The organism is Panacibacter microcysteis (assembly GCF_015831355.1).
Taxonomy (GTDB): Bacteria; Bacteroidota; Bacteroidia; order Chitinophagales; family Chitinophagaceae; genus Panacibacter; species Panacibacter microcysteis.
The window spans coordinates 422,818-434,901 of the sequence record NZ_JADWYR010000001.1; the positions used below are offsets into that span (position 1 = coordinate 422,818).

Below are 12,084 nucleotides of genomic sequence, written 5' to 3' on the forward strand. Positions count from 1 at the left end.
AGGTTGTCGGTACAATCCGCACCGTAAAAGACCGGCATAAGATTTGAAAGTGTTTAAACGTTTAAACAAAAAGCTGTTATCTTTGCAGCGATTATTAACCGAAAATGTGAGACTATGAATACTTATAAAAATGTAGGCGTTATAGATTGCAGTGATCATGGATCAGTGCCGGTATTATCCGAAGCCAGCAAAACAAATGGTTACAATATCAGGAAAGTTTATCTCAGCAATAATTCTTCCCGGGCAGATATCAAAACACAATATCCGCAGGCCGAGATAGTGCAGGATGCAAAAGAGATTATTGATGATGCGTTGATTGACCTTATCATTGTATCATCACCAGCAGATAATAATATGGATATTGTTGGAGAAGTGCTCGAAGCCGGTAAATATGTAAGGGTAATTTAGTTGACCGGCTGCATTACTACTCTTGAGCATCGTTGTGTCACTCACTTGTACTACAGTGCAAAACTCAGCAACTTCCAACATGCTCATATATTCCAAGTACTTCCGGGTGCCCATTTGTATAAAAGATTGCCCGGCAAAACAACGGGTACACAATCATTGGTAATACAAACACATAAAAGCGTGTATTTGCCAATGCTTAAAAAGATAACGAACAAATTACATAAACGATTGCCTGCACAAAGTGTGCAGGCTTTTTTATAAAAATTATTGAAAAAATATATGACAACAGTAAAAAGAATTGCCATCTCGGCACAGGAACATAAAAAGACAGAACTTATTGAATGGTCTTATTTTAAGAGACTTGCATTGCAACAGCACCAACTGATTGCTACAGGTACCACCGCGGATATTTTAGAAGGTACGGTAGATGTACCGGTTCAAAAATTACAGAGCGGTGCAATGGGCGGTTACAAACAACTGGCAACGATGGTAGCAGAAGGAAAAATTGATGCACTCATCTTCTTCAGCGATGTTATACATGATGCCGTTAACAACAGCGATATACGCAACCTGCTCGAACTGGCCATCAGTAAAAACATTATTGTAAGCTGCAACAGAACTACCGCAGATCATATTATGGATTCTGGATTGATCAATGAAATATATGTACCGGCAGGGCCATCGTATGAGCCCGCTACAAAACAATTTGCCAATCAGCAGGACCCCGGCAACGAGGTAAGAATGGCAGTATAATCTAACTAAAAAAGGAAAAGGCATGAAAAAAGAAGGATTTCTTTCATCATTAAAGCCGAGCCTGCTAACGATTACGATAGGTGGCTTTAGTATAGGCATGGCAGAATTCATGATGATGGGCGTACTGCCCGATGTAGCAGCTTCATTAGGCATATCTATACCCACTGCGGGTCATCTTATATCAATCTACGCATTAGGTGTGGTAATCGGTGCACCATTGCTCGTTGCACTCTCAGGAAAGTTTGCACCCAAAAAAGTGTTGATAACTTTAATGCTCATGTTTGGTGTTTTCAACGGCGTTTTTGCACTGGCACCAAATTATGAGACACTGATGATCGCAAGGTTTTTTGCAGGGCTGCCACACGGCGCATTCTTTGGTATGGGTGCCGTGGTTGCCAGTAAACTGGCTGAGCCAGGCAGGGAGGCGAGAGCCGTATCTGTAATGTTTGCAGGCTTAACAGTAGCCAATATTATTGGTGTACCGCTTGGCACCTATATTGGCCATAATCTTAGCTGGAGATTATCATTTTTTATTATTGCAGCAGTAGCCTTATTGGCAGCAGCCAGCATTAAGAAATGGCTGCCGGATGTAAAAGCTTCTTCAGAAAACAGTTTTAAAGACAGTGTAAAGGTTTTTGGCAAGGCGGAATTGTGGCTCATCATCGGCATTTCCGCTATTGGTACCGGCGGTCTCTTTGCATGGATCAGCTATATAGCACCATTGATGACAGAAGTAGCGGGTTTTGAAAGCAATATGGTAACCGTTATAATGATCATTGCAGGCTTAGGAATGGCGGTAGGTAATTTTATCGGTGGCCGATTAGCAGATCGTTTCTCTCCATTGAAAACAACAGGATTTCTTTTGTTAACCATGATGGTTTCGCTGGTAATAGTAGCGCTTGTATCTTCTTATCAACCTACCGCAATATTAATGACATTCATTACAGGCGCGATTGCATTTGCTGTAATTGCACCTATGCAAATGCTCATGATCAATGCAGCCAAGGGCTCTGAAATGCTTGCCTCAGCTGCATTACAGGCCAGCGCTAATACCGGTAATGCACTTGGCGCCTTTTTGGGCGGTTTGCCAATTGCTGCCGGTTTAGGTTATACGTCTCCGCAATACGTGGGTGTTGGGCTGGCATTTACGGGCCTGTTATTTTGCCTGGCTATAGCTTACCGCCAACGGAATGAGCGGTTGAGCTTTTCCCAAAACAACGATACACTAACAATACCCACTACAGTAAAAACTATTGTTCACGAAAAGACACATTATGAAAGCACAATTCACTAAAAAAATAAAAAGATTTATTGCCATTCTTTTAAAACAACAGCCGGTTACCTACTGGGCTGGTTCCAGTTTCCATCACCTGAAGAAGCAATAAAAAAGAAAGGCTGTCCGAAAAGACAGCCTTTCTGCTATAAAGCTCAATATGTAATATGCAATACCTGTTAAAACCTGATTTCTGCAGGCAGGTATTTTGCCACCAGCTCTTCATAATACGGTTTTAACTCTGACCATACGGGCGGTGTAGGATTTTTGGAATACAGATCATACGGGTTGAACAGCTTAACCCACTTTAGCATTGACCTGTCGTGGTCATCCAGTAAATGATCATAGGCGCCTTCCCTGTGCCATGCATAAAACGAGTGGTAACGCAGCATGTACAATCCTTCTTCCGGTATGCGCTCTTTTGCAATGTGGTAGATATACTCATCGTGGCCCCAGCTCATGGTTACATTTCTTAAACCACAATTTGGTTCGTACACACCATATTTGGTACTGTATACTTCATCATTGAAATCTGGGTTGAGTTTAAAAAATTCCGGGTATACTACTTTATCTGAGTAAGCGCAACCAACAGGGAAGGTATCGCCGACCACAGCCCATTGAGGCTCTCCGAAAAGACAAAGCACTTTACCAAGGTCATGGATAAGCCCAACGGCCACCATCCAATCCGGGTGGCCGTCTCTGCGGATGGCTTCCGATGTTTGCAACAGGTGTTGAAACTGGTCGAGATCTGTATCAGGATCTGAATCGTCTACCAGTTGATTCAGGAATTCAAAAGCGTTCCAAACGGGCATTTTCTTTTTGTCGAACTTTAAAAAATCCGCACGTTTTTCCTGTACAAAATCGTAGGTCTGGTATGTGTGGTTCAGTTTATAAAATTCTTTAACCGTATCGCGGGTCGTATTTTCATAATCCCTGTACTCCTCTTTAGTTTTATGCTGTACAATCGTATCCGGATCGGGGTAGCGGTTGATTAAATCGTCTTCCCACTCGTCGAGGGATTCGAGCGGATTTTGTTGTGGCAAGAAATCTGTCTTCATATGTTGATTTTTTATTTGTCAGGAATATGAGCCTGCTATAAAGTTGCATATTTTTCGTGAGTAATGGCCGGATTTCTTTCTCGAAAAAAATGCAGCGCCAACATTGTACAGGCAGCCGTAATTACAATGGAATTTTAAGGTTGCGTTAAAGGCCATTTAGCATAATTTTACTTTTAATACCGTACCTCTAAAACCGTTACTCTTGAAAAAATCCATCATGTACCTGGTGCTGCTAAGCATAGCATTTACAGCATCTGCCACGAGAACACTTACAAACAGTTTTTCTGAAAAAGAAATTTCTGTAAAAAACAGCATCAAAGAAGACAGCTCTGCGAACAACATTGAAAAAGATGTGGAACCTGCGCATGTAAGAAAAGCACCGCGGCCACTCAAAGTATTTGATGTGTATCCTACCCGTGCAAACAAGATCATCTACATCCGCATTACCGGCAAACAGGTAGTTTCTATGACCAATGGCGATGGCAGGCAAATCTTCAAAACTGCCATCAGGGAAAAAGCCACAGTAGACCTTAGCATATTGCCTGAGGGCAATTACCAGTTAAAAGATGAGAAAACAGGTGTGGTAAAGCAATTCATCATTATAAGAAGTTAGTGCTTATGTGGCGGCGGTGCGCCATGCTGCGTTATGTACAACAGTACAAGAGTGCGACGCAACAGGTGCCAAATAGTAGCATTAATGCCGGGCTCATCATGCTTTCCTGTATTTTTTTGTGCACAGTTGCATCAAAAGTTGTGCTTATTTTAGTAACGGGCGAATAAGCTGTTCCCTTAAATTTGCTCAATTTTATTAAACAACTGTACGAGATGAATTTTAATTTATCGCAAATGCCCGAACGCACTCAGAGACCGCGGACTTCCGGCGTTACAATGGTTATGGATAAGGGACTGAGTATTGCGGAGGTACATAATTTCATGAGCATTTCTTACCCGCATGTTGATATTATAAAACTAGGTTTTGGCACATCGTACGTTACTCCAAACCTGAGAGAAAAAATAGAGGCGTATCAATCTTATGATGTGCCGGTTTATTTTGGTGGTACATTGTTTGAAGCTTTCCTTATAAGGAACCAGTTTGAAGATTATATATCCATCTGCAAAGATTACAAGATCGATTACATGGAAGTAAGTGATGGCTCCATCACCATTCCACACGCAGAAAAATGCGGCTATATAGAAAAGCTTACCAAACATGGCACGGTATTGAGTGAAGTAGGCAGCAAAGATGCTGCACACATTATTCCACCCTATAAATGGATTGAACTGATGCGTGCAGAACTTGAAGCAGGCTCTTCTTATGTTATTGCTGAGGCGCGTGAAGCAGGCAATGTGGGTATTTATCGTGGCAGTGGCGAAGTACGTGAAGGACTGGTGCAGGAGATACTGACACAGATACCCGGAGAAAAGATCTTATGGGAGGCGCCGCAAAAAGCACAGCAATTATATTTCCTGGAACTGCTTGGCTGTAATGTAAACCTTGGCAATATTGCGCCAACAGAAGTTATTCCGCTGGAAGCAATGAGAGTGGGTTTACGCGGAGATACCTTTAGCTTATACCTGAATAAAGAAACGGCATGACGAAAGAATATGGATTAATTGGCTACCCATTATCTCATTCATTTTCCCAGAAATACTTTACGGAAAAATTTCACCGCGATGGAATAACCAACGCAGTTTTTGAGGCATTCGCTATACCATCTATCGACTACCTGCCACATCTTATTGAAGAGCGCCAGTTATTAAAAGGTTTTGCTGTAACCATACCTTACAAAAGAGAGGTGATACAATACCTCGACTACAAAACGCCGGCGGTTGAAACAATGAATGCCTGTAACTGTGTATGTATAAGACATGGCAAACTGCACGGGTACAATACAGATATTACCGGTTTTGAAAAATCATTTATCAGGTATTTACAACCGCACCATACAAAAGCTTTAATACTTGGTACCGGTGGCGCATCATCTGCAGTTGCGTTTGTTTTGGACAAATTGCATATTGATTACAGGTATGTATCGCGGCACCGCAACGAAGACCTGCAGATTCTTGGCTATGCGGACCTGGATGAAAATATTATGAGCCTTTACCCGCTGATCATCAACTGCACACCGGTAGGTACGGCTCCGGGAATTGATGAAGCGCCGGAAATTCCCTACCAGTTGCTTACAGAAAAACATTACCTTTTTGATCTTGTGTACAACCCTGCCAAAACAAAGTTCCTGGCACTGGGAGAAGCGCAGGGAGCGGCTATACAGAACGGCTACGATATGCTGATCTTACAGGCAGAAGAAAACTGGAAGTTGTGGAACCAGGAAGATTAATTTTAAATAATCCATTATAATTATAATTTCAATAAGAAAGCAGATTGCGTAAAAGAAATAACAACTTCGGAATTGATCTTGATCAAAGGCCATACCGATGAAGTGTAGATATTTTCAACAAACGAATAATAAATCTTACTTTACCAATACCCACCTGTTAAGTATATTATCCGGTGCTTCTATTACGATTTTATACATCTGTGATGGCATTTTACTGACATCTATCGAAACCTGTTGCTGACTAACAGGCACCTCAGCAACCATTTTGTAATCGTCTTTACCGCCTGTTTTAAAATTATTGGTGGTGCTCAGCCAGATCTTTGCATTGCCTTTTGCCGTAACAGCCTTCCATGTAACTACTATTTTACCGTTTTCCGGTTTTGCATTTGGTTCAATAGCACTGATATTTCCAATAAAAGAAGTGCCGTCTATTTCCATGGCATTTTCTTTGGGCACCACCATATGCATAAACCGCGCTATAGCCGGCATAATATCTGCCTGCGAAGCAGTACCAGCCTTAAACTCAGCATTCAGGTTTTTTGCATTGGTAGCAATCCAGCCAAGCTTTTCCCTGTCGCTTTGCCCGCCATGGTTATGGCCACTTTTAGGGTCTCTGCCATGATCTGTTGTAACAATAATCAACCAATCTTCTCCAAATTGTTTTTTTCGGTATTGAATGGCATCCCATACTTTTTTTATCCTGCCATCGGCTGCTTCAATGGCATCATAATATTGTTTACTGTCTCCATAGCGGTGGCCCATATCGTCTGTATGTTCCAGGTAAACCCATGAAAGATCGGGGCCGTTGGCTTTAATGTATTCGCCTGCAACGGTTGAAACGGTGTCGTCAATTTTCCTGATGTACTCTGCATTCCGGTCGTGCGGGTAATGGCTGGTATCAAGCTCCAGGCCGTCAAATGCGTAGTCAAATTTTATATTCCCTGTAGCAGGCAATGCATCGCCTGCAAGCTTCGTCCTGTTATCCAGCCAGGTAGAAAAAATAGCGATCTTCTTAGATGGATCTGCTTCTTTCAAATACCTGAAAATGGTGTAGTAGCGGTAATTTGGCTCGGCAATATCATTGTCCCACACATTGTGTTTGTTTACCCATGTGCCTGTAAGTACTGTATTATAGCCCACCGCAGAAATTGTAGGTGTTTCATTGTATGCACCTTTTTCGCCACCACAATAGGCAGGTGTAAAACCGCCTTCTCCGGCTATGGCTTTTATCGTGGGCGTATTCAGCTTTTCAATAAGGTCTGCCGGTATGCCATCGATGATAATAAAAACTGCTTTCTTTTTTTGCGCCATGGCCATTGCCGAACAACACAACAGTGCAATAAATAATAGTTTCTTCATGCCTTTGCTTTTATAGATAGTCAAATGAAAGAATCACCGTTGTTTTTTACCGTTTTTTTTGTGTTACCAGCCATTATTTTAATGGCATCGCCTGTTGCCACGCTCGGTTCATCGTTCCGTTTTTTATGGCGACTGAAGCGACCCGGTGCAAACTGCGCGCAAATCTACAGGCCCTCCAAAAGGCAAATTTGCGCTGCTGCAGGCAGCCGGTACCCGCAGCCTGCAGCGCAATACATATTCATCTGTACAAGTGTGCGACGCAACGAAGATGCCATATAAATTGCTGCTGACCACCAAAAAATTTCCTTCTCCGAAAACTGCATGCGGGCGGCAAAACTACCAATCCGGCGCTTTGTTTTATCTTTGCAGGCATTTTCAAATTATTAAATATGAGCCGTAAGGGAAAAGTTTTGGTGGCAATGAGTGGCGGTATAGACAGTACCGTAACGGCCCTGATGCTGCACCACGAAGGATACGAAGTGGTGGGCATTACCATGAAAACATGGGATTACGCTACCAGTGGTGGTGGCCACAAAGAAACAGGCTGCTGCAACCTCGATAGTTTTAATGACGCACGTGCCGCAGCAGTGCAACATGGGTTTCCGCATTTTATACTGGATATAAGGGAAGAGTTTGGCGATTTTGTGATTGAAAATTTCGTGGAAGAATATATGGCCGGCCGTACACCAAACCCCTGTGTTATGTGCAACACGCATATTAAATGGCGTGCATTACTAAAACGTGCCAATGCACTTAACTGCGATTTTATTGCAACGGGCCACTACGCCAACGTGTTTCGTGCAGGCAACGGCAGATACACCATAAGCAAAGGGCTCGATGAAACAAAAGACCAGAGCTACGTATTGTGGGGGCTTGACCAGGAACTGCTTTCCCGTACCATTATGCCTTTGGGCAAATACCGCAAAACAGCCATCAGGCAAATGGCGCATGATTATGGCTACCCCGAACTGGCTAAAAAAAGCGAGAGTTACGAGATCTGTTTTGTACCCGACAATGATTACCGCGGCTTCTTAAAACGCCGTGTAGACGGCCTGGAAGCCAATGTTGCAGGCGGATGGTTTACTGATAAGCATGGAAAGAAATTAGGCCAGCATAAAGGATATCCTTTTTACACCATCGGTCAACGCAAAGGGCTTGATATTGCGTTGGGCAAACCGGCGTATGTTACGGCAATTGACCCATCTACCAATACAGTGGTGCTGGGCGATGAAGGAGATCTTGCGCAGAATGATATGTATGTTACAAAGATCAACTGGATGAAGTATGATGGTGTAACAGACGGCATGGAAGCGTTTACCAAAATCCGTTATAAAGACAAGGGCGCTTTTAGCAATCTTTATGCTACGGAGAATGGTATCCGGGTACGCTTTTATGAGCATGTAAAAAGTATTGCCCCGGGTCAGAGTGCTGTTTTTTACGAAGGTGATGAAGTGATTGGCGGCGGTGTTATTCAACGCGGCCAGCTTATATAGATGTCTTTGAGAGATTAGCCCCCGCTTTGCGTGGGCTAATCTTCTGAATACTACTCCACAATAATTTTAAACTTTTCTGTTTTGCTGCCCACCAGTTCCAGCATATACATTCCTTTTGCCAAAGCCGGCAAGGATAATTGTACCACGCCGGATTGGTTAACCAGATTTTGGGTAAACACCTGCCTGCCATTCAGGTCTGCAATACGCACCGCTTTAAACACATCTTTCATTGCCAGTGTAATACTGTTATTGGTAATTATGGTAGGATAAACCTGGTTATAAGCAATGCCATTTATTAAGTCATTATCTGTTTGTGCAGCAACTGCAGCCTGCACACCAATTTTATACACGGTTCCGTTTAGCGAGGCTGCATACATTTCGCCGCTTTCATCTTCCCCAAACGATACAATAGCTGCCGGTACATTTTTCTGCGTGCTAATGTTGAAACCGCCGGCACCGTTGGAAATAATCTTCCAGGCATTGGCGGTTATGTAATCGGCACAAATGTAATAGCCACGCAAAGCAGGGATGGCACTGCCCCGGTACACATAACCACCTGTTACAGAAAAGCCGCCTGACGTTGTATTATGCGGGTAAGCCAGGATAGGAAAAGTATAGTTGCCCGGAAGATTACAGCTATCCAGGTTGTAGGTGTTATTGCCTTCGTAGCAACGCCAGCCGAAGTTTAAACCTTTTGCAGATGCAGCATAATCAACTTCTTCCCAAAGATCCTGGCCCACATCAGCAATCCATGTATCGCCGGTCTGGCGGTCGAAACTCCAGCGCCAAGTGTTGCGCAAACCGTAGGCCCATATGGTTTTTACAGCGCCGGGGGTATTAATAAAAGGGTTATCTGCAGGCACTTTATAGTATGGCGATTTTAAAAGGCGTATATCAAGCCGGTGCATTTTGCCAAAAGGCGAAGTAAGGTTCTGCGCATTATTAAACGGGTCTCCCCCACTGCCACCATCACCAATGGTTACATACAGCATACCATCTCTGCCAAACTGTAGTGCACCACCATTGTGGTTATTAAACCCGCCGGGTTTAGGATAAGAAAACAATACCACACCGGATGATGGATCTGCCACATCGGGGTTGGTGGCACTTACCCTGTACCTTGCCAGCGTAACATTGGCATTTGCTGCGGTATAATAAATAAAGAAATAACCTGTTGCCGCATAATTGGGAGGGAATGCGATGCTTAGCAGCCCCTGCTCGCTACCGTTTTTAATAATGCGTTTTACATTTAAAAAAGGCCTGGTAAGCAGGGTACCATTTTTATACACTCTTACCGTTCCGGTCTGCTGCACAATGAACAACCTGTTTGTGCCATCGCCGGCATTTTTAATATCTACCGCTGAAGGCACATTACTGATAAAAGGCGTGAAAGTTAATGTAGGTTGTGCGCTCAACCATAAAACCGGCAAGCAATAAAAGCATGGTAACAATAACAAACGCAGGAGTACATTTTTTTTCATAGCATGGGCAATTTTGGTTCTGGTTAAAAGAGGAAAACTGACTTACCGTTGTATGCCGGCCAACAAAACAAAGCGGGTTACACTATGCTGAAGTATTTGCTACCGTACAAGTGAGTGACACAACAGGCGATGAAAGTAGCAATGCAGTTTTGGCCAATATAAACGAATCATTTTTAAAAGTCTGACATAGCTGCAACAAAAACCCCGCCGAACGAATGTAAGGCGGGGTTACGTATAAAATAATTCTTCTATTACAAAGTTTTCAGCACATCATTCATGCTTCTTACGGCATCTGCACTTTTGTTGAACAACGTTTGTTCTTCATCATTGAGGCTAAAGTCGATGATCTTTTCCCAGCCGTTTTTACCAATAACTACGGGCACGCCCAGGCAAATATCTTTCTGACCATATTCTCCATCCAGGCTTACGCAGCAGGTAAATAATTTCTTTTCATCACGCACGATGCTTTTAACCAGTGCAGCACCGGCGGCGCCCGGCGCATACCAGGCAGATGTACCGATAAGTTTGGTAAGCGTAGCGCCACCAACCATTGTATCTGCCACTATTTGTTTCTGCTGGTCTGCAGAGAGGTATTCTGTTACCGGAACGCTGTTCCATGTTGCAAAACGTATCAGTGGAATCATGGTGGTATCTCCGTGGCCACCTATTACCAACGCATTGAGATCTCCTGCGCTGCAGCCAAGGTGCTGGCTAAGCTGGTACTTAAAACGGGCACTATCCAACGTACCGCCCATACCAATAATACGGTTCTTTGGTAAACCTGTAGCAGTAAGGGTAAGGTAAGTCATTGTATCCATCGGGTTAGAGATCACAATGATGATCGCATCAGGAGAATGTTTCAGAATATTTTCTGCCACACCTTTTACAATTCCGGCGTTGGTGCCTATCAGTTCTTCACGGGTCATACCTGGTTTGCGGGGCAGGCCAGATGTAATTACCACCACATCAGAGCCGGCGGTTTTAGCATAATCGTTTGTACTGCCAACGATACGCGTATCAAAACCAAGTAATGCAGCCGTCTGCATCATATCCTGCGCCTTACCTTCTGCAAGACCTTCTTTAATGTCTAACAAAACTAACTCCTGGCATAGTGCCGCACGGGCTATATTATCTGCACAGGTAGCGCCAACTGCTCCGGCACCTACAACCGTAACTTTCATATAACAATTGATTTAGTGTGAGAATTTATTTGCGCAGCAAAGGTAAAGGGATTGGCCTTTGTGGCTGAGAGATTTTTCTTTTTTTAATGATGTACCGGGCAGTGGTAACACTCTTCACCGTTCCTTGCGTCGCACACTTGTACTGCAGTATATAAAGCAGCTGCAGTCTGCGGTTGCGGCACCATGTAATCAGTGCATTCATGTTGCCCGCCGGGGTTACATACTGTTATCAATAACTCATTGTTTCAATAAACCCATTACCGTATCAGGATCTGTGCCGCCATCAAAAGTTTTAAGGAGTTTACCTGTTGCATTGTAAACGGCTATATAAGGTGTGTACTGCACGCCGTAAAAAGGCACAATGGTATATTGCAACTCTTTACCCAGTTTTACGTTCGAGGCATCCATCATTTTACTATCGCTGCCAAACCGTTTAATCTCATCCATGGTAGCCCGGTAAGTGATCCATACAAAAAACACATCTTTAAATGCGTCAGCCTTCTCCATGAATTCATGTGCCGTCAACTGGCAGTGGCCGCACTCCGGGTTAAAGTAAACCATTACTACAGGTTTGTCTTTTGGCAACTCGTCGCTATTGAACCATGTGGTGCTGTCTGTAAGCAACATCTTAAAAGATGGTAGCGTGGAATCTTTCTGGTAAGGTTGTTTTTTTTCTTTTTGCGCGCTGGCACAAAATGAAATACCTGAAACCAATAGAATGAAAAGAAATTGCTTCATG

Annotated in this window: 12 protein-coding genes; 7 read left to right on the forward strand and 5 right to left on the reverse strand. The window is 43.4% G+C overall.

All coding sequences use genetic code 11. The features are described 5' to 3' along the window. Window positions 1-114: 114 nt before the first annotated feature. The 3 genes from I5907_RS01750 to I5907_RS01760 all read left to right on the forward strand — a co-directional run bounded on the left by I5907_RS01750 (window position 115) and on the right by I5907_RS01760 (window position 2,455). On the forward strand, window positions 115-408 hold the full coding sequence (locus I5907_RS01750; protein ID WP_196989024.1) for a Gfo/Idh/MocA family oxidoreductase: 294 nt from the start codon (window positions 115-117) through the stop codon (window positions 406-408). A 279-nt stretch (window positions 409-687) separates the two neighbouring features. Further along, window positions 688-1,161 carry a methylglyoxal synthase gene (locus I5907_RS01755; RefSeq protein WP_196989025.1) on the forward strand — a complete coding sequence of 158 codons (474 nt, stop codon included), beginning with the start codon at window positions 688-690 and terminating at the stop codon, window positions 1,159-1,161. A 22-nt stretch (window positions 1,162-1,183) separates the two neighbouring features. Further along, window positions 1,184-2,455 (forward strand): MFS transporter, encoded by a 1,272-nt coding sequence (locus I5907_RS01760; protein ID WP_196989026.1) that lies wholly within the window; start codon window positions 1,184-1,186, stop codon window positions 2,453-2,455. Window positions 2,456-2,613: 158 nt separating this feature from the next. On the opposite strand, the gene I5907_RS01765 is transcribed toward I5907_RS01760, so the two are convergent. Continuing rightward, window positions 2,614-3,492 (reverse strand): inositol oxygenase family protein, encoded by an 879-nt coding sequence (locus I5907_RS01765; protein WP_196989027.1) that lies wholly within the window; start codon window positions 3,490-3,492, stop codon window positions 2,614-2,616. Between the two features lie 202 nt (window positions 3,493-3,694). Between I5907_RS01765 and I5907_RS01770 the strand changes: the two genes are divergently transcribed. From I5907_RS01770 to I5907_RS01780, 3 genes are all read left to right on the forward strand, one after another. Beyond that, entirely contained in the window at window positions 3,695-4,105 is a 411-nt protein-coding gene (locus I5907_RS01770; protein WP_196989028.1) for a T9SS type A sorting domain-containing protein, read from the forward strand. A gap of 212 nt (window positions 4,106-4,317) precedes the next feature. Continuing rightward, window positions 4,318-5,088 (forward strand): phosphosulfolactate synthase, encoded by a 771-nt coding sequence (locus tag I5907_RS01775; protein ID WP_196989029.1) that lies wholly within the window; start codon window positions 4,318-4,320, stop codon window positions 5,086-5,088. Then, a complete protein-coding gene (locus I5907_RS01780) occupies window positions 5,085-5,831 on the forward strand; it encodes a shikimate dehydrogenase family protein (protein WP_196989030.1) in 747 nt (248 codons plus the stop codon). The genes I5907_RS01775 and I5907_RS01780 overlap by 4 nt, the downstream gene beginning before the upstream one ends. Before the next feature lie 135 nt (window positions 5,832-5,966). Here I5907_RS01780 and I5907_RS01785 read toward each other — a convergent pair whose 3' ends face one another. After that, window positions 5,967-7,190: an alkaline phosphatase family protein gene (locus I5907_RS01785; RefSeq protein WP_196989031.1), complete on the reverse strand. Its 1,224-nt coding sequence runs from the start codon at window positions 7,188-7,190 to the stop codon at window positions 5,967-5,969. A gap of 389 nt (window positions 7,191-7,579) precedes the next feature. Here I5907_RS01785 and mnmA point away from each other — a divergent pair, with 389 nt between their 5' ends. Beyond that, window positions 7,580-8,683: a tRNA 2-thiouridine(34) synthase MnmA gene (mnmA, locus tag I5907_RS01790; protein ID WP_196989032.1), complete on the forward strand. Its 1,104-nt coding sequence runs from the start codon at window positions 7,580-7,582 to the stop codon at window positions 8,681-8,683. A gap of 50 nt (window positions 8,684-8,733) precedes the next feature. Here mnmA and I5907_RS01795 read toward each other — a convergent pair whose 3' ends face one another. The 3 genes from I5907_RS01795 to I5907_RS01805 form a co-directional block, all read right to left on the reverse strand. Further along, window positions 8,734-10,164 carry a PQQ-dependent sugar dehydrogenase gene (locus I5907_RS01795; RefSeq protein ID WP_196989033.1) on the reverse strand — a complete coding sequence of 477 codons (1,431 nt, stop codon included), beginning with the start codon at window positions 10,162-10,164 and terminating at the stop codon, window positions 8,734-8,736. 251 nt (window positions 10,165-10,415) lie between these two features. Further along, window positions 10,416-11,345 (reverse strand): malate dehydrogenase, encoded by a 930-nt coding sequence (mdh, locus tag I5907_RS01800; protein WP_196989034.1) that lies wholly within the window; start codon window positions 11,343-11,345, stop codon window positions 10,416-10,418. 237 nt (window positions 11,346-11,582) lie between these two features. Beyond that, complete coding sequence (locus I5907_RS01805; protein WP_196989035.1) at window positions 11,583-12,083, reverse strand: TlpA family protein disulfide reductase; 501 nt, start codon at window positions 12,081-12,083, stop codon at window positions 11,583-11,585. Window position 12,084: the final 1 nt, after the last annotated feature.

Coding starts and splice junctions, on each gene's coding strand:
- I5907_RS01750 (WP_196989024.1), top strand. CDS start 115: ATGAATACTTATAAAAATGTAGGCGTTATAGATTGCAGTGATCATGGA.
- I5907_RS01755 (WP_196989025.1), top strand. CDS start 688: ATGACAACAGTAAAAAGAATTGCCATCTCGGCACAGGAACATAAAAAG.
- I5907_RS01760 (WP_196989026.1), top strand. CDS start 1,184: ATGAAAAAAGAAGGATTTCTTTCATCATTAAAGCCGAGCCTGCTAACG.
- I5907_RS01765 (WP_196989027.1), bottom strand. CDS start 3,492: ATGAAGACAGATTTCTTGCCACAACAAAATCCGCTCGAATCCCTCGAC.
- I5907_RS01775 (WP_196989029.1), top strand. CDS start 4,318: ATGAATTTTAATTTATCGCAAATGCCCGAACGCACTCAGAGACCGCGG.
- I5907_RS01780 (WP_196989030.1), top strand. CDS start 5,085: ATGACGAAAGAATATGGATTAATTGGCTACCCATTATCTCATTCATTT.
- I5907_RS01785 (WP_196989031.1), bottom strand. CDS start 7,190: ATGAAGAAACTATTATTTATTGCACTGTTGTGTTGTTCGGCAATGGCC.
- mnmA (WP_196989032.1), top strand. CDS start 7,580: ATGAGCCGTAAGGGAAAAGTTTTGGTGGCAATGAGTGGCGGTATAGAC.
- I5907_RS01795 (WP_196989033.1), bottom strand. CDS start 10,164: ATGAAAAAAAATGTACTCCTGCGTTTGTTATTGTTACCATGCTTTTAT.
- mdh (WP_196989034.1), bottom strand. CDS start 11,345: ATGAAAGTTACGGTTGTAGGTGCCGGAGCAGTTGGCGCTACCTGTGCA.
- I5907_RS01805 (WP_196989035.1), bottom strand. CDS start 12,083: ATGAAGCAATTTCTTTTCATTCTATTGGTTTCAGGTATTTCATTTTGT.